Origin of the sequence: Corynebacterium sp. LaCa117, assembly GCF_046717765.1 — a bacterium.
Taxonomy (GTDB): domain Bacteria; phylum Actinomycetota; class Actinomycetes; order Mycobacteriales; family Mycobacteriaceae; genus Corynebacterium; species Corynebacterium kefirresidentii.
In genome coordinates this window covers 480,732-498,449 of sequence record NZ_CP177102.1, presented here as the reverse complement: position 1 = coordinate 498,449, position 17,718 = coordinate 480,732, and the positions used below count along the sequence as shown (strand labels likewise).

General features: G+C 59.4%; 15 protein-coding genes. 3 read left to right on the top strand and 12 right to left on the bottom strand.

What is annotated here, in order from left to right:
* The first annotated feature begins 14 nt into the window (after positions 1–14).
* Positions 15–1,166, top strand: a complete 1,152-nt coding sequence (locus tag ACLI1L_RS02550) for a sensor histidine kinase (RefSeq protein ID WP_411707968.1) — start codon at positions 15–17, stop codon at positions 1,164–1,166.
* On the top strand, positions 1,163–1,798 hold the full coding sequence (locus ACLI1L_RS02545) for a response regulator transcription factor (RefSeq protein ID WP_411707967.1): 636 nt from the start codon (positions 1,163–1,165) through the stop codon (positions 1,796–1,798). The genes ACLI1L_RS02550 and ACLI1L_RS02545 overlap by 4 nt, the downstream gene beginning before the upstream one ends.
* 18 nt (positions 1,799–1,816) lie before the next feature.
* Here the strand turns inward: ACLI1L_RS02545 and ACLI1L_RS02540 are convergent, their stop codons facing one another.
* From ACLI1L_RS02540 to ACLI1L_RS02485, 12 genes are all read right to left on the bottom strand, one after another.
* A complete protein-coding gene (locus tag ACLI1L_RS02540) occupies positions 1,817–3,271 on the bottom strand; it encodes a fibronectin type III domain-containing protein (protein ID WP_411707966.1) in 1,455 nt (484 codons plus the stop codon).
* Positions 3,272–3,394: 123 nt separating this feature from the next.
* Complete coding sequence (locus ACLI1L_RS02535; protein WP_086587806.1) at positions 3,395–3,823, bottom strand: hypothetical protein; 429 nt, start codon at positions 3,821–3,823, stop codon at positions 3,395–3,397.
* Between the two features lie 91 nt (positions 3,824–3,914).
* Positions 3,915–4,958 (bottom strand): tRNA (adenosine(37)-N6)-threonylcarbamoyltransferase complex transferase subunit TsaD, encoded by a 1,044-nt coding sequence (tsaD, locus tag ACLI1L_RS02530; protein WP_411707965.1) that lies wholly within the window; start codon positions 4,956–4,958, stop codon positions 3,915–3,917.
* 19 nt (positions 4,959–4,977) lie between these two features.
* Positions 4,978–5,460, bottom strand: coding sequence for a GNAT family N-acetyltransferase (locus ACLI1L_RS02525; protein WP_411707964.1), 483 nt, complete (start codon positions 5,458–5,460; stop codon positions 4,978–4,980).
* Positions 5,457–6,164, bottom strand: a complete 708-nt coding sequence (gene tsaB / locus ACLI1L_RS02520; protein ID WP_411707963.1) for a tRNA (adenosine(37)-N6)-threonylcarbamoyltransferase complex dimerization subunit type 1 TsaB — start codon at positions 6,162–6,164, stop codon at positions 5,457–5,459. Before tsaB ends, ACLI1L_RS02525 begins: the two co-directional genes overlap by 4 nt.
* Positions 6,164–6,673 (bottom strand): hypothetical protein, encoded by a 510-nt coding sequence (locus ACLI1L_RS02515; RefSeq protein WP_411707962.1) that lies wholly within the window; start codon positions 6,671–6,673, stop codon positions 6,164–6,166. The genes tsaB and ACLI1L_RS02515 overlap by 1 nt, the downstream gene beginning before the upstream one ends.
* A 163-nt stretch (positions 6,674–6,836) precedes the next feature.
* Entirely contained in the window at positions 6,837–8,426 is a 1,590-nt protein-coding gene (locus tag ACLI1L_RS02510; RefSeq protein ID WP_239208262.1) for an aspartate:alanine exchanger family transporter, read from the bottom strand.
* A gap of 89 nt (positions 8,427–8,515) precedes the next feature.
* Positions 8,516–9,016: a tRNA (adenosine(37)-N6)-threonylcarbamoyltransferase complex ATPase subunit type 1 TsaE gene (gene tsaE, locus ACLI1L_RS02505; protein ID WP_086587800.1), complete on the bottom strand. Its 501-nt coding sequence runs from the start codon at positions 9,014–9,016 to the stop codon at positions 8,516–8,518.
* Positions 9,006–10,109 carry an alanine racemase gene (gene alr / locus ACLI1L_RS02500; protein WP_411708348.1) on the bottom strand — a complete coding sequence of 368 codons (1,104 nt, stop codon included), beginning with the start codon at positions 10,107–10,109 and terminating at the stop codon, positions 9,006–9,008. The genes tsaE and alr overlap by 11 nt, the downstream gene beginning before the upstream one ends.
* Before the next feature lie 82 nt (positions 10,110–10,191).
* Complete coding sequence (locus ACLI1L_RS02495) at positions 10,192–11,715, bottom strand: ABC-F family ATP-binding cassette domain-containing protein (RefSeq protein WP_411707961.1); 1,524 nt, start codon at positions 11,713–11,715, stop codon at positions 10,192–10,194.
* 192 nt (positions 11,716–11,907) lie between these two features.
* A complete protein-coding gene (glmS, locus tag ACLI1L_RS02490; RefSeq protein ID WP_411707960.1) occupies positions 11,908–13,779 on the bottom strand; it encodes a glutamine--fructose-6-phosphate transaminase (isomerizing) in 1,872 nt (623 codons plus the stop codon).
* A gap of 95 nt (positions 13,780–13,874) precedes the next feature.
* Positions 13,875–16,679, bottom strand: a complete 2,805-nt coding sequence (locus ACLI1L_RS02485; protein WP_411708347.1) for an FAD-binding and (Fe-S)-binding domain-containing protein — start codon at positions 16,677–16,679, stop codon at positions 13,875–13,877.
* Between the two features lie 202 nt (positions 16,680–16,881).
* Between ACLI1L_RS02485 and ACLI1L_RS02480 the strand changes: the two genes are divergently transcribed.
* Entirely contained in the window at positions 16,882–17,715 is an 834-nt protein-coding gene (locus tag ACLI1L_RS02480; protein ID WP_411707959.1) for a dienelactone hydrolase family protein, read from the top strand.
* The last annotated feature ends 3 nt before the right edge of the window (positions 17,716–17,718 follow it).

The window sequence follows — 17,718 nt, the reverse complement described above, 5'->3', positions numbered from 1 at the left end:
TAGGCTCAGGGGTTATGCGAACCCTCAAAGCCTGCGCGTGGAGCCTCGTCCTTGGCGCGCTATTTATCCCGGCGTTGGTGGTTTCGGTGCTGATGCTGCCGTGGATTCCGCTCGTGGGTCGGGCGGCGGAATTTGTCGGCCGGCTGGGTGCGCAGTGGATGGGCGTGGAGATCCCACCCCGGCGTGCGGGCCGCTGGTTTGATTGGCAGCAGTTTTATCACCTTATTATGCAGCTATTGCTTTCAGCTGCCTGCTTTGCCGCGTGGACTGCCTTGGGGTTTACGGCGGGTGTGCTGGTCATTGCGCCATTCGTGCCAAAGACCGAATTCTCCTTTGGCGAGTGGTCTACCACCAACCGGCCGCTCATTTTCTTTACCTGCTGGCTCACCGCGCCGTTGCTGGTGGCTTTATTGGTGGGGCTCAACCGCCTCTTGGTCTTGGCGTCGACCTCGCTGACTCGGCTGGCGTTGAGCCCCTCGGCCGAGGAGTTGGCGGCCTCGCGCGCCACGCTTATCGATGCCTTCTCCGGCGAGCGCCGCCGCATCGAACGCGAGCTGCACGATGGACCGCAGCAGTACCTGACCGCGCTCAAGCTCAACTTGGCGGCGGCAAAGTTGCAAGCCCCGCCCGAGGCGCTGCCCGCCTTGGCCGATGCGGAACATAATGCTTCTTTGGCCCTGGCTTCCCTGCGCGCAACGGTGCGTGGCATTGCCCCACAGGTGCTTTTCGACGCCGGACTTATCCCCGCCCTCGACGAGCTACTCGCCCACTCCGGGCTGGAGGCTGAACTGCACGTGGACGGTCCGGAACGCTCCGTGGACGAGACCACTGCCCTGCTGGCCTATCATGCGGTGGCCGAAGCGCTTACCAATGCCTCCAAGCACGGCGCGGCCACCGAGGCGATGGTAACGGTTACTTTTGGGGACATGCTGCGCCTGGACATCGTTGATAATGGCACCGGCCCCGACCTCAGCCCCACGGCCAAGGCGTCCACCACGGACGCGGCGACAGGCACCACGTCGGGAGCCGGTACTGGCATAGCCGGGCTACGCGAGCGCGCCGCCGCACTGGGCGGCACGCTAAAATTTGCCGCGGCACACGACGCTGCCGCGGGCGAACGCGGCGGCCGACTACTGGTCGAACTGCCGCTGAAGGAGGCGGAATGAAACTCTTAATCGCGGAAGATTCCGCGCTGCTGCGCGCCGGGCTCGAGCAGCTGCTTAGCTCTTTGGGCCATAGCGTTATAGCCGCCACGGATGCCGAAGAGCTGCGCGCAATCGCAGGGCAAGAAGCCTTCGACCTTATTATCAGCGATGTGCGCATGCCGCCCACCATGACGGACGATGGCCTGCGCGCCGTCCATGACCTGCGAGCGGCCCATCCCACCCAGCCAGTGGTAGTGCTAAGCCAATACGTAGCGGCAAGCTACCTCGACCGCCTCTTGGAGCACGGTGGATTTGGCTACCTGCTCAAAGAACGCGTTTCTGATGTAGAGGAATTCGTGCGTACTCTCGACGAGGTCGCCCGCGGCGGCACCGTGGTGGACCCAGAGGTGGTCACGGCACTGCTGTCTGCGAAGCGCACCGGCCTCGCCCAACTCACCTCCCGCGAACGAGAGGTGTTGGGGCTCATGGCGCAGGGGTTAAGCAATACAGAAATTGAAGACACGCTCGTTCTTAGCGCTGGAGCGGTAAGCAAGCATGTCTCCAATGTGTTTATGAAGCTAGGTTTTCGGCCCGAGGACTCTAACCGGCGGGTCAAGGCCGTGCTGGCGTGGCTGCGCCACACCGAGCGCTAATAACGCCGGCGACGCGAGCTACTTCTTGGAGCTGAGTCCACTCAAAGCATCGCTGGAGCTCAGGGAGCTGCCGCTTTCCGGATCCTGTGGCACCTCTGGGGTGTCGGGATCGGTGGACTCGGCGGGGCTGGTGGAGGCGTCGGCAGGCGCAGCGCCACGGTCCTTCTTCTTCAGCGAAACCTTGTCTACCAGGGTGTTATCGGCTTCGTTGAAGGTAGCGAAGGTGAGCTTGTCATCGGAGACATCCACGCGCATGTAGTCCTCGGTGTAGTCCTGGCGCCACATGGCGGTGGACTCATGGGCGAGCTTCGGATCGATGGTCTCCATGCGTGCGCCCTTGTGCTTCTGATTATTGACGTCGGTGAAGTCGTAGTACTTGCCGCCACCCGCGGTGGTGGTGGTCAAATACAAGGCCTCACCATCCTTGGGTTCGAGGACATCGCCGCGCTGTGGCTTCTTTTCCGGCAGGACTGGCTTGTTGTTTTTCATCAGGTGGCTGCGGGTGTAGATGTGGTCGTGGCCGGAGAGCACGGCATCCACGTTGAGCTCAGAGAGTACCGGGGTGAGCTTCTCGCGCAGGTTGGTGACGTCCTTATCAAAGTGGTGCGAGCCCTGTGAATACGGACCGTGGTGCATGCCAACTACGATCCAGTCATTATCCGCACCGCGGGATTCCACGGCCTCGCGCAGGAACTGCTCGTGGCGGGCAATATCGGCGTCGGAAGAAGCATTGGAGTCCAGGCCAATAAAGAGCACGTTATTGCGCTCGAAGTAGTGGTCGCGGATATCTTCGGCCTGGTGAGGGTTAGAGAAGTGCTCATCATGATGCTTCATGGTGAGGTTATAGGTCTCGTGGTTGCCCGGAACGGTATTGGTCGGGATGTGACGGATTTCCGGGGCGGAGAAGTAGGCATCGTACTGCGGCACTTGGGCGCCCCAGCCTTCTACTTGATCCCCTAGGGACCAGATCATGTTGGCATTGGGCACATGGGAAGCCGCGTGAGCGATGGTCTTGCGCCACTGCTCCGCTTGGTCATCGACCTTGAGGTCCACGCCGATTTGCGGGTCCGCAACGGTGAGGAAAGACCACTCATCGCCATTGGAGCCGGTGTTAAAGGTCTCTGGTTCGGACCAGCCGCCTTCCTCAGAGCCGACGCGGTAGGAGTACTCGGTATTCGGCTGCAGATCGGTGGCGGTGGCGAACTGGGACTTATAAAGCAGGGCGCCATAATCGCGTTCTTCGGCGCGGAAAGTCTGGGTGCCTTCCGGGCCCGTAACCTCGAGGACTTCGTCCGCCTTGGACTTGGTGCGCCACGTAACCATCACTTGGGATTCGTCCTCGCCCGGCTGCAGGATGGTGCGGTAGATGGGCGAATCAGCGGCCAGCGCCGGGGTGGCGGGCACGATGGTGGCGGCACCGCCCACGGCAAGGGCGGTAACGAAGGAGGCGATGAAGCGCGATGATCGGAGCATACAGTTTTCACCTTTTGGAGTCTTAGAAAAAGCAGTACGGCTCCCTAGGACACCATAAGAATGTGAACACCGTATTACGAGCGTGCGAAAAGCGCTTGAACCCTACCTGTGAGGGAGTGAAGCTTAAAGGCTCTTTTCGGAATTGATAACGGCCGCGCGCCAGAGGGTGTATTCCTCTGGGTTATCTTCGCGGTAGTTCTTGACGGCGCGAATGCCCTGCTCCACGGACTCGATGACGGCGTCAATGGTTTTATCTTCGCCCTCGGCATCAACGAAGATGACCGGACCACAAATGGAGCGGATGGGGTCTTGCAAGAAGGCGGCATTGCCGGTGGCGGCGGCGTTGCGCGCCAGGGAGGCTACTGGGTTGGGTTCGGCGCCTTCAGCCTTGGCTTCGGGGTTGTAGAGCGCCGCATAGGTGGTGCCGTCTTCTTGGAATACTACGGAGACGCGGTCCTCAGTGGTGCCGCCCAAGAACTGGTTGGCGTGCTCCAGCTCGAATTCCAGCTTGCGGCGGGTGAGATCAGGGTTGACAAGGAAACCGACGGTCATGAGAGAAAGCTCCTTCACAAAGCCAAGAGGGCATGAACGCCTTTTAGGGTACCGGCCCCGCACCCCGCCTGCAGAGCGAGAAAGAAGAACTTTAGGTTAACTGCGGCTCTTCCACATCCAGCTGGGTATCGGTGCCAACTCCGAGACCAGAGGGCTGGGCACCTTCATGAATAAGCTGCGCACCAATGGCCGCGATCATCACGCCATTGTCGGTACACAGTGAAAAGCGCGGCACGCGCAGCTCGACCCCAACGGCGGCACAGCGCTCGGCGGCCAACTCGCGCAGGCGGGAATTTGCGGCCACCCCTCCTCCCAGCAGCAGGACGCGGGCGCCAGTATCTTCGCAGGCGCGGACGGCCTTGGCAGTCAGAACATCGGCCACGGCTTCCTGGAAGCTAGCGCAGACGTCTTCCACGCTGATGGTCTCCCCTGCCTTTTCGGCACGCTCGACATAGCGAGCCACGGAAGTCTTTAGCCCCGAGAAGGAAAAATCGTGGCGGTGTGGGCCGCGCAGGTCCTCGGCACGGGACATGCCGCGTGGAAAATCGATGGTGGCTTCACCGCGCGCGGCGAGCTTATCAATCACCGGGCCGCCGGGGTAGCCGAGGCCAAGCAGGCGGGAGACTTTGTCGTAGGCTTCACCGGCGGCGTCATCAAGCGTGGAGCCCAACTCGCGCATAGGCTTGCCGACGGCCTCTACCTCCAGCAGCTGCGTATGCCCACCTGAGACCAGGAGGGCCACCGAGTGCGGCAGCTCTTCGCCTTCCAGGTTGGCCACGGCAACGTGGCCGCCAAGGTGGTTCACGCCGTAGAAAGGCACACCCCAGGCCGCGGCATAGGCCTTAGCTGCCGAGGCCCCCACCAACAGCGCGCCGGCCAGGCCGGGCCCCACGGTGGCGGCGATGGCATCTGGCTTGGCGATGCCCGCCTCATTAAGCGCCGCCTGCATGACCTGCGGCATGGCTTCAAGGTGGGCGCGGGAGGCGATTTCCGGGACGACGCCACCGAAACGGGCGTGCTGTTCCATGGAGGAGGCGACGGCATTTGCGAGGATCTCCATGTGACCATCCTCGCGAAGCTCGACGATGCCCACGCCGGTTTCGTCGCAGGAGGACTCGATGCCCATGATCTTCATGACTGCTCCTTAAGTTTCTTTAACGCTCGGACTGGCGCGGGCGCACCATCACGTGCGCATCTGCTCCGGAAGGTTGGTAGTAATTCTCACGAATCCCCTGCTTGGCAAAGGCATACCCCTCATAAAGGCCGATAGCAGGTTCGTTGCCTATCCGTACCTCGAGGAAGACCGGGGCGTCTTTAAGATCCGCAATATGGCAAATATTGTCCATCATCATGCGAGCGATGCCGCGGCGCTGTGCGGCGGGATCGACGCCGATGGTGTGGATTTCAAATTCTGGTTCAGCCGCTGGCCCCATCATGCCGATTCCCGCATAACCTAGCAGCACTGTGGATTCGTGCGCGGAGTCGAGCGCGCCTTCTACCCCGAAATAGAAGTTGAAGGGCTGGGCCATTTCCTGGTGGAAAACTCCGCTGGACCATGGGGTCTCTCCGGGGAAAAGGACCTTTTCCAGCTCGGCGCACCGAGGCGCGTCGGCCGGGGTCAACTCGCGCAGCTTCACAGTTCCACCTTGGGGATGGCGGCCGACAGCTGTTGCTGCTTCGGCGGGACCGCATCCGGGCGGCGGAGGTAGAGCGGCACAACGGGGGCCGGTTCCGCAGTGAGGTCAGCTACGGCCACTAGGGCTGCTGCGGTGGGGTGGGCCGCGCGGTGCGGCAGCTCGGTCAGCTTCTCTGGTAACTGTGTGGCGAGATGTTCGGGGATGATGACCTCGGCCGTAGCGTTAAGTCCCACCTCAACTTCTGCCGGCTTAGTTACCTCAGGACCAGAGATGCGCTGCACACCAGAATTGGTGGCGCGGTAGGTGGCCCAATAGATCTCTTTGCGGCGTGCGTCGGTAGCTACCAAGGCGGTGGCCTCGCCGTCCGCGTCTGCGGGGCTCGCGGGGAGGCCGGCAGCATGGGCGATTGCATCGTGGGTGCATACGCCGTGGAGGGGGATAGACAGGGCGTCGGCAAGCGCGGAGGCCGTCGCCATACCCACGCGCAACCCGGTAAACGGGCCTGGGCCCACGCCGGTGACCACCGCATCTAGGTCGGAATACTCCATACCTGCCTCTGCGAGGACGTCAGTGATCGTAGGTATGAGCAGCTCATTATGAGCGCGGGTATCTTCCAATACACGCTCGGTGGTCTGCCCTGTGGCGGTATCTACCACCCCGGTAACCAAGACGGTAGTTGCCGTGTCGATCGCGAGGACACGCATTAGCCGACCAGCTTCCAGGTTCCATCCTTACGCTGGAACGCCAACGGCTGGGCACCTTGGACCATCGGTACTCCACCATCCAAGCTCTGGCCCTGCTGCTCCATGGCCTTGATCTGCATGTCAATCATCTTGCACACCTCAACCTTCTCCGGATCCAGCTCTTCGATGAAGGGCTCAGCGCTCTGGGAGATGGCAACCGCGTAGCTCTTGCCTTCAGGGACCTTGCCATCTTCAAAGGTGATGTCCTTGGTATCGATCTGAGCCTCTTTGACCTTCTCTTCCTGCATGCCCGGGCAAATGAAGCCAAGGGCGCGGTACTCCTTGCCGTAGACATCGGAAGGAATAAGGCTCATCGCCTCCAGGTTTTTCGGCGTCTTAGACAGCGTGGAGCTGAGGTTTCCCTCCAAGGGATTGTCCTCGCGCAGGGTGGACGAGGCTAGGAGAACCATCATGACAACAATAAAGATGGCGATAATGGCGGCGGTAAGGTTGCGAGCGAATTTAGTCATGGGGTGAGTAAGGCTCCTTGAAAAGTTTTTAAGTTTCAGGCGGTGGGCGGTTTATCTGGCAACCGATGCTACCTGGTTAACCGCAACACAAAACCCACAGGGTAGTGCCTGCCAGTGTAGGCGGGCACCCCTGTGGGTGAGTAATTAACGCGATGTATTGACGTTATAGCAATAGCAAAAGCAGCACCTGCGCGGCAATAATCTTGCCGATCATCGTGGTGGGATAGACCGTGGCCCATCCACGAGCTGCCAGCTCGGTGCCGGTTTGGTCACGAATATAGGCAAAGACCGCAGGGTTGGTGGTCATACCAGCCGCACAGCCCATGGCCTCGTCCCACTTCAGCTTCAGAACTAGCATGCCGATGACACCGATAAGAATGGCGGAGATCAAGGTGATGATAAGGCCCACGCCCATGATGGTCAGGGAAGACGGATCCGTTAAGGCATCGCGGAAGGAGGCGCCGGCCGAGGTACCCACGCCAGCGAGGAAGAGGGTCAGTCCCATATTAGAAATGGTTTCGCGCGTGTGAAACGGCATCTGCCAGTTAAGCGGACCCGTCCGGTTGAGGTAACCCAGCAGCAGGCCGACGACCACGGGGCCGCCGCCGAAGCCCAGCTGCAAGGTGGAGCCGCCCGGCATCGGAATCGGAATGAGGCCGAGCAACATACCCAGCGTCAGGCCGATAGCCATGGATAGCAGGTCCGCGTTGCCCAAAGCAGCTTCAGAGTCACCGAGATACTTGCGCACGTACGGCAGGCGGCTCGGGCTGGTTACCACGCGAACACGGTCCGAATAGTTAAGCACCGTATCTGGGTGCGGGACGAGGTCCTTATCACCCTTGCGGACACGAGCGATGATAAAGCCGTGGTCAAGAGCTTTGATCTCGCGGATCGATTTACCGGCAATATCCGGGTTGGACACGGTAACGCGGGTGTACTTTAAACCTGCATCCTCGGTCAGCTCCACCGGGTGTTCCTCACCCAAGACCTCGATGGCCTTATCGACGGCTTCTTCAGAGCCGTTAAGCAAATAAGCCTCACCCTCACACAGCGGCATTTCTGGAACAGCCAGGCGGTGGCGCTCTTCGTCAGAAATGATACGAGTAGCAACGACGGTCTGACCGGTTACGCGATAGATATGACCAGCGGTGTCATTAAAATTCTTGGTCAAGCGCACACCCTTGGCCACAAGCTCGGCGGGAATCATGCCCTCTGCGCGGGCATCTTCTTCATGGTTGACCTTGACCACCTTAGCGCCGATGGCGGCAACGAGAATAGCGCCGATAACCGCACCCGGGTAGGCCAAGGAGTAACCGACAACCGGGGTGGAATCGCCCACCATTTCCACCACCGCAGCCATACCCGGCGTGGAGGAAAGCGAACCGGCAAACATACCGGTAGCTTCTGGCGTGCTCAGGCCAAAGGCGCGGATGAGGCCAAAGCCTACGGCAACCAGGATTACCAACATTCCCAGCATGAATACCGTGAGCTTCCAGCCACGGGTCTTAAACTCGCGGACGAAGGAAGGCCCAAAGCTTAGGCCAATGGCATAAACGAAAATCGCCAGGCCAAATTGATAGACCAAAGGCGGGATTTGGATATCAGGATTAGCGGTAGATAGACCCAAAGCTACGAACATCGCAGCCGCAGCACCGAGGGAGATGCCGAAGATCTTGATCTTGCCAATCGCTAGACCCACCGCCATGATGACGAAGAGAGATAGCAAAGGACTAGAGGCGAGAAAATTCAACACCTCAATAGAATTACGTACTGGTTATACTCGGAGCAAGTTCTCCACCTAGGATATTCATCACTTATCCGCCCTTAAGGTGGGCATATGTGCTATAGACCTCCCCGCCACGACCATGTGAAGCGGCGAACATCCTCGTCTGCGCCCGCATATTCCGCCGGCTCGCGGTCGATGCTGATAAACAGGTAACGTTCCGCAATCTGCTCTACCAGTCCCCCGCCCCATTCGGCGATGACCACGGCGTCTTCTAGCTCCGTGTCCAAGTCCAAAGCATCGAGCTCCCCTAGCGGATCCCCGGAATTAGCGCCGCCTTCATCAAGCAGGCGGTAGGCATCCACATGCACGAGATCCGGTCCGCCCACCGTAGAACGGTGTACGCGGGCAATCACGAAGGTCGGCGAGGTTACCCGCCCCTTGACCTGCATGCCCTTGGCGACGCCCTGCGTTAGCGTCGTCTTTCCAGCCCCCAATGGCCCATCCAGGATCACCACATCGCCAGCCTCAAGGGCCGCGCCCATCTCTTCGCCGAAGGCATAGGTTTCTTCCACCGTGGATAGGTCACGGCTGCCGGATTCCGGAAAGCTACTGCGCATCTTCTTCTCCTATGTATTCGCGTTCGGTGCGGCCATCGGGCAAGCAGACCACCTCGTAGTTGATGGTTCCTGCCGCCGCGGCGAGATCCGTAGCCGATACTCCCCCGTTGCCGAAAATCACGGCATCTTGACCCGTGTCCACGCCATGGGGGTTGTCGCCCAAGTCCACCACAATCTGATCCATACAGATTCGGCCTACCTGTGGATACAGGTGCCCGCCGATGCCTACATGCAAGTCGCCTTGATAACCACGCGGTAGACCATCGGCGTATCCGCAATCCACGGTGGCCAAAAATCCCGGCTTATCCGCCTTCCAGGTCAGTCCATAGCAGGTGCCTTCCCCTGGCTGAATGGGCTTTACGTTAAAAATCTGCCCGGACCAGGTCATGGCTGGGCGCAGACCATGCTCGCGGCCGTCAATAGGCTCCAAACCATAGCAGGCGGCGCCTACACGTACCTGCTCAAAATAGGAGGAAGGACGCGTCAGCACAGCTGGTGAATTGGCCAGGTGATTGACTGGGCACTCCAGCCCAATCTCGCGCGCGAGCCGCAGGGCCTTGCGGAACGCCTCCTCTTGGGCGTCGTTGTGTGGATTATCCGGCTCATCAGCACAGGCAAAGTGCGACATAAGGCCGAGGACCTTGATATGTGGGGCGTCGCGCAGCACCTTGAAAGTGTCCGCCCAATCCTCTTCATCCACGCCGGAACGGTGCATGCCGGTTTCTACCTTGACATATACCTCAGCAGGAAAATCGGCTTTAACCAGCTTATGTGCCTGTTCAAGAGAGTTAACTGCTACTTCAATGCCGCAGGCAAGTGCCTGTTCGAGGATTTCGTCCGTCTGCCAAATCCACGCCACGATGGGTGCCTCCACACCCGCGCGGCGCAAGTCCACCGCTTCCCGCAGAGTGGCCACGCCAAAGCTATCCGCGCCTGCGCGCGCCATTACCGGCACGACTTTGGTCGCGCCGTGGCCATAGGCATCGGCCTTGACCACGCACATGAGCTTGACCTCAGGCCCTACCTTTTCCTTGATGAGGCGGACGTTGTGCGCGATGGCGGAGAGATCAATGGTGGTTTTCAGCATGTCCACCATTGTGCCACTGCTCACCCTTTTGCTGAATTCGGGCGGGTAGGGGCGCATTCACCCGCGATAGCTCGATCTAGGAGTCGGCTCATCCAATGTCCTCTATAGAAACTTGCCTCGTAAGTTCTATCCGCGAGCAGAAATCTTCATCATGGCTCACCACTAGCAATGCACCCCGATAACTTTTCAATACCGAGACCAGCCAATCAACAGTTGAAATATCAATATTGTTGGTCGGCTCATCGAGCATTAGCAACTGCGGCGCCGGATCCGCCAAGAGCACTCTGGCGAATTCCGCCCTGAACCTCTCGCCTCCCGAAAGGGTCCCTGTCAACGCATGAACCGAGTCAGATTGAAACAACAACTGAGCAAGCTGATCACGGATAAACTGCGGCTCCTCTTGTGGATTCGCGTTGGTAACCACGTCCCACACGCTGAGAGAAGGATCTAACACAATTCGTTGACGTAAGTATCCTGAGTTGTCGATAACGAAGCCCGCTTCACCAGAGTCAATTCGGTTTAAGAGCGTGGTCTTTCCACTTCCATTTGGCCCTGACAAGCGCACGCGTTCTGGGCCGACAATCGACAGCCCGGGAACCGAAATAACCCGCTTTCCTTCCGGCAGTTCAGTTCGTGGCAGCTTGATATACACCGAGTCATCATCACGTATATTTCGCTCTGCCCGAACTATAGAGCGTTGGGCTGCTTCAACTGCGCCTGAATGCAGCTGTGCTCTGCGCGATGCTGTCTTTTCGGCTCGCTGTTTATCAAGCTTCATCGTCATGCCAGGCTTGCGCTTCGACTCTGCGAACTTCCTTCCCCGGCGCGCATCACGCGCAATCCGTGTCTGCATTGCTTGTTGTTCGCGGAGTTGCTGCTTATAAGTCGCTTTGGCGGTGGATACTGCCTTTCGAGCAGCTTCCTGTTCTGCATCAATTGAGGCAAGGTAATCGGAATAATTTCCTTGGAAGAAGCGTAGGTTCCCATCCCTTAACTCCGCTACCTCAGAAACTACATCCAACAGGTCTTTGTCATGGCTTACCACTAACACCGGTGCCACGGCATTTACCAACATATCTTTCAGATATTTCTTTGCAGTTCCATCGAGGTTATTGGTCGGTTCATCGAGGATAATGAAATCTGGCTCGGACAAAAACACCGCCACCAAAGCGACGCGGACCGCTTCCCCTCCAGAGAGGCTTTCGATAGGGCGGTCCAACGGGATATCCAATCCAGCGGCAGAAAGGGCAGCGGTAATGCGCTCACCGACGTCCCATTGCTCCCCAATTAACTCATAGAGTTCAGGGTCATACTCACCAGCTTCGACTGCGGAAATCGCCGCGAGCACCTGGGTGACACCGAAGATGTCTGCTACTACGTCATCTCTATTCCAAGCAAGGTCTTGTGGCAGGTAAGCTACCGATTCCGGCTTTTCCACCGTTCCGGCGGTAGGCAAGATATTTCCAAGGATGACGTTTAATAGAGTTGTCTTCCCTGCACCATTATCTCCAATTAGCGCAGTTAAAGGGCCAGAAAAGGCGCCATTTAGACCGCTGAAGCAGGTTGTGCCATCGGGCCATATAAGGGAAAGGTCTTTTAATAAAATAGGCATGCTTAAATCCGTTCTTCCTTCAGTGTTTTAGGCGAAAACACGACGGATGAGCACTGCCTACTCCTTTCACCGACAACGATTGCTCCCTAAAGCATAACAGTTTCAAGCTGCAAAGAAATGCCAACGCCCCCTTTCCTACCACGCAAGAAACGCGGCAGGTAAGGGGGCCTAACGGCGGACGCTTGGAGTGGATTACTCCACGGTCACGGACTTGGCCAGGTTGCGCGGCTGGTCCACGTCGTAGCCCTTGGACTTGGCTACGTGGGCAGCGAAGATCTGCAGCGGCACGGTAGCCAGCAGCGGCTGCATGAGGGTCGGCGCCTTCGGGATGCGGATGACGTGGTTAGCGTAATCCTCCACGGCGGTATCGCCTTCTTCCGCGATCACGATGGTGATGGCACCGCGGGCACGGATCTCCTGAATATTGGAGACGACCTTGGAGTGCAGGGAGTCGCGGCCACGTGGGGATGGCACGATAACGAAGACCGGCTGGCCTTCTTCAATAAGCGCAATTGGGCCGTGCTTGAGCTCGCCTGCAGCAAAGCCCTCGGCGTGCAGATAAGCGATCTCCTTGAGCTTCAGCGCACCCTCGAGAGCCACCGGGAAGCCCACGTGGCGGCCCAAGAAGAGCACGGATTCCGCGTCCTTCATGGAATTGGCCAGGTTGGCTACCTGGTCTTCCTCGTCGATGACGCTTTGGACCTTATCCGGCATGTGGCGCAGCTCAGCGAGAACGCCCTGGATTTCATCGGCGAACATATTGCCGCGCAGCTGAGCCAGGTAGAGGCCAAGCAGGTAGGTGGCGGTAATCTGCGCGAGGAAGGCCTTGGTGGAGGCCACGGCGATTTCCGGGCCGGCGTGGGTGTAGAGCGCGGCATCGGATTCGCGCGGGATGGACGAGCCCTGGGTATTGCAGATGGCAATGACCTTGGCGCCCTGCTGGCGGGCGTGGCGCACAGCCATCAAGGTATCCATGGTCTCGCCGGACTGGGACAGCGCAACAACGAGGGTCTTCTCGTTCACGATCGGATCGCGGTAGCGGAACTCGTGAGCGAGCTCGACCTCGGTAGGAATGCGGCACCAGTGCTCGATGGCGTAGCGCGCCACATGGCCGGCGTAGGCAGCAGTGCCGCAGGCAATGACGATGATCTTGTCGATGGACTTCAGCACGGTCTCATCGATGCGCAGATCATCGAGGGTCAGTTGGCCTTGCTCATCGAAGCGGCCCAGCAGGGTATCGCGCACGGCGGAAGGCTGGTCGTGGATTTCCTTTTCCATGAAGGAATCAAAGCCGCCCTTTTCCGCAGCGGCGGCATCCCACTTGATTTCAAAAGGCTTGCCCTGTGCAGGGTTGCCCTCATAATCGATAATTTCCACTTCGTCCGCGGTGATGGTCACAACCTGGTCGTTGTCCATCTCCACGGCAGACTTGGTGTAATCAATAAAGCCGGATACATCGGAGCCGAGGAAGTTCTCGCCCTCACCCAAGCCGATAACCAGCGGGGAGTCGCGGCGAGCGGCAACGATGCGATCGGCCTGCTCGGCGTGGATGGCCAGCAGAGTAAACGCACCCTCCAGGCGAGCACAGGTTAGCTGCATGGCCTTGGTCAGGTCGCCGGCTGCCTCATTGTGGAAGACATCTCCCAGCAACGTAGCAGCAACCTCGGTATCGGTCTCGGAAACGAAGTTATAGCCCTTGTGCAAAAGCTCGGACTTGAGCTCGGCAAAGTTCTCAATGATGCCATTGTGCACCACGGCCAGCTTGCCACCATCGACCACATGCGGGTGCGCATTCAGGTCGGTAGGGCCACCATGGGTAGCCCAGCGGGTATGGCCGATGCCCAACACGGAGTCAGGCAACGGGCGGGCTGCAATCTCAGCATCCAGCGCAGCGACCTTACCGGCCTTCTTGCGCCAGCTGATGTCTCCATCGGCGTACATTGCTACACCAGCGGAGTCATAGCCGCGGTATTCCAGACGGCGCAGCCCTTCCAGAACTACGTCGAGGGCGAAGTAATCACGGTCACCACCAGCGTGACCAATATATCCAACAATTCCACACATGGTTGCTGATTTTACAGCACAAGGGGCAAAGCTCTAGGCGGGCGGGGCGTCGGCAAGCAAGGCACGGCACCCCACCCGCTACTGTGCTGGGAAAACTAGCGCGATGCCTTTTCCAAAAGCTCCAAAATGTGGTGGTAATCCTCGCCGGTGGCACGGGTGAGGCCAAGCTCGCAAGTGCGGTTGGTCGAGGCGTGATACTGCGCTCCGATTTCCTTGACTTGCGCTGCCTCGGCGCGGGTGGCGGCAGCGGTAAGCTCCGGGTGCAGCATGCCGCGGTCGCCGGCATAGCCACAGCAATTCCACTCGGTGGGAATGTGTACCTCGGTCGCGGCGGCGCGGGCCACCTTTTCTACATCGTCCATCATGCCCAGCTGGAAGGCAGAGCAGGTGGGGTGCACAGTCACGGAAGCCAGTGGATTCTTTACTTCCAGCTGCGGCAGCAAGGTATCGGCCGTAAAGCTAATGGCGTCAATAACGGTAATCCCCACCGACTCCAACATGTCTTTAAAACCAGCGGTGCAGCTGCTGGCGTCCACGATAACCGGCAGGCGCGCACCATCAGTAGCGTCCATGACGATATCGCGCACGCGCTGCTCCATTGCATCGTGGCCGGCCTGCATGCCCTTGGAAGACCATGGTGTACCACAGCAGAGCTTGTCGATGCCCTGCGGAACCTCCAGCGCTACCCCGGCGCGCTCCAAGAGGGCGACGAAGGAATCGGTCGCGCCCTTACCACTGCCCTGCGGGCCGAACATGGTGTTTACGCAGGCTGGCAGGTAGATGCCAGTGGTCTGCGCGTAGCGGTCTCCCACGCGCCCAGCCAAGCGTCCGCGGGACTTGCCGCCCTTGCCCAACTCTGGCTGGTACTGCGGGAGATTATCGGCACCGATGAGACTGCGGCCTACATCGGTAACCTTTTTGACTAGCTCGGTGGGCAAGAGGTGCGCGCCGGTAAGCGCTACCCCGGCGCCTTGGCTGACTACCTGCCAGTTCTTGGCGGCAGCACCCCACAGCTTTTGCTGCGCTGGCTGGGCTTCCTCGCGGCGCAGGCGCTTGATGAACTTGCCGGTATCGATGCCTACTGGGCAGGCAGTGCGGCACATCGAATCCACGGCGCAGGTCTCGATGCCCATGTACTCGTAGGCTTGATCTAGCTCAGCGACGAGTTGGCTATCGCCAGCTTCTTCCGCGCGCTTGCGGGCGCGGCGCACCACAATGCGTTGGCGTGGGGTAAGCGTGAGGTCGCGCGACGGGCAGACCGGCTCGCAGTAGCCACACTCCACACAGCGGTCTACTTCCTCTTCCACGGTGGGGTTGAGCTTGATGTTTTTGATGTGTGCATCGGGGTCATCGTCCAAGATGACGCCGGGGTTCATCGTGTTGGTGGGATCGCAGGCCCGCTTGAGTTCCTGCATTACCTCATAGAGCTCATCGCCGTACTGGCGGCGCACATACGGCGCCATGGCGCGGCCGGTACCGTGTTCCGCCTTGAGATTGCCCTCGGCCGAGAGGACCAAGTCCACCATGCCCTCATTGAAATCGTTATAGCGGCCGATAGCATCATCGCCTTCAAAGCGGTCCGTAAGCAGGAAGTGGATATTGCCGTCCTTGGCGTGGCCGAAGATAACGGCATCGTCATAGCCATACCGGGCAAAGAGTTCCTGCAGGGAAGAACAAGTATCTGCCAGATCGCCGACGGGCACCACGATGTCTTCCAAAAGGGCCGTCGTGCCAGACTGGCGCGCCTCTGCTACCTGGGCGTAAAGGCCCTTACGGAAATTCCAGGCAGTATTTCGCGTTGCGGCATCAGCCGAAAAGGCAGCCGGCGATTGCAGCGGCAATTCGCGCAAGAGCTGCGATCCCTTGCTTTCTTTCTCCTGCAATTCCTCTTGGGCATCAGCGTGATACTCAATGAGCAACGCGGCCTGCTTATCCACATCGAAACCGGTAATGGCCTGCGGCACCTTATCAAAGCCTTGACCGACGCGAATAGAGGCAGAGTCCATCAGCTCTAGGGTGGCCGCCCCGGTATCCAGCAGGGCCGGCAGGGACTTGGTGGCAGCGGTGAGGTCATTAAATACGGCCACCGTGGTGGTGGTCAGCTTAGAAATCGGCACCGTGCGGAATACCGCTTCCGCAATGAAGGCCAGGGTTCCTTCCGAACCGATAAGCAGGTGCTCAAAGAGCTTGACCGGGCTATCAAAGTCGAGGAAGGAATTGAGCCCATAGCCCATCGTATTTTTCAGCTGGAAGTGACGGCGGATAATATCCACGGATTCCTGGTTATCGCGCACACGGCGCTGCAGGCGGATAAGCGTGTCCACCAGCTCCGGCTCCTGTTCTTGGAACTGCCGGTCTGCGTCCGAATCGGCGGTGTTAATCACGGTGCCGGTGGGTAGTACGAAGGTCAGCGATTCCAGAGTGTTATAGGTATTGAGCTCGGTACCGCAGGCCATGCCGGAGGAGTTATTGGCCACCACGCCGCCGATGGTGCAGGCAGATTCGCTGGCCGGATCCGGGCCAAGCTTGCGGTTGCGCAGGCCTAGGCGGGCGTTGACCTGGCGCACGGTCGCGCCGGGCTGGACACGCACGCGCTTTCCTTCATCCAAAACTTCAATGCCACGGAAGTGGTTGCGCACATCCACCAGGTATCCATCGCCGGAAGCTTGGCCTGCCAGGGAGGTGCCGCCGGAGCGCAGGGTTACCGGAACATTCTGCTGCCGGCCGGCACGAAAAATGGCGGCCACGTGCTCGGCGGAGCGAGCCTCGATGACTGCCTTGGGGGTGTATAGGTAGTGAGAGGCATCGGAGGCATGCGCCACGCGGTCAATGACCTCGGTCTTTACCTCCATTCCATAGCGAGTAGAAAGTTCTTCCACATCAACGACGCCGGTAGTCATGTACCGCAGCCTGCCTTCCCAGAAAAAGAGTACGTAGGTGTTCACACATTGCACTCCCTTGCGCATAGGGGCGCAAGTTAGGAGGGGCTTAGGAAAGCCGTGCCGCCACACCCGCAACTCGGCCGGATATTGCGTAGATTTTTCTCAGATAAACCCGCACCCTTTCCCGCCTGGCGGGTGATCTTCATCTATCCTGGAATGCGTGTCTGCGAATTTGAAGAAACATCTAGCAACGTTGTCGAAGCGTGGCCGCAACCGAGTTTTGGTTGGCGACCTTGACTATGCCGGAATCACCGGCAAGGTTTATACCCCCGCGGAGGGCCAGAGCCTGCCCGCCGTGGCTTTTGGCCATGACTGGATGCACAAAATTAAGGATTATCACGCCACCCTGCGCCACCTGGCTAGCTGGGGCATCGTCGTGGTAGCCCCCGATTCTGAGACCGGCCTCTTCCCCGACCACCGCAACCTAGCTGCGGATATGGAATCCGCATTGCAGATTGCCGCAGGGGTAAAGCTAGGCGCCGGAAACATTACGGTCTCCCCAGGCAAGCTCGGCATGATTGGCCACGGCATGGGCGGTGGCATCGCCGTGCTTGGGGCCTTGGACAATAAGAAGGTTGCGGCTGTAGCCGCTATTTACCCCTCGGTCACCTCCCCCTCTGCGGTGCAGGCAGCCCGCCGCATCAACACCCCAGGCCTAGTCATCGGTTCTGGCCAGGACGACATTTTCAATGCTGGCAACCCCGCCAAGCTGGCCTATAACTGGAATGGCCCGGTGTGCTTCCGCGCCGTCGACAAGGGCAGCCAGGCCGGTTTTACCGAAGATCGTCTGCGCAAGCTGGCAATCGGCACCGCTGCTTTCCAGTCCGGCCCCACCGAAATCGCCCGCGGCTTGGTCACCGGCTTCTTGCTAGCCACCCTCAATGACGATTCCACCTACGCCGCCTTTGCAGATCCAGAGGCAAGCGCGAAGAAGGTAGAAAGCCTGGTAGGCGAGGACTTGGCCGAGCGCGCCGGCGTAACCCGCGACGCCTAAGGC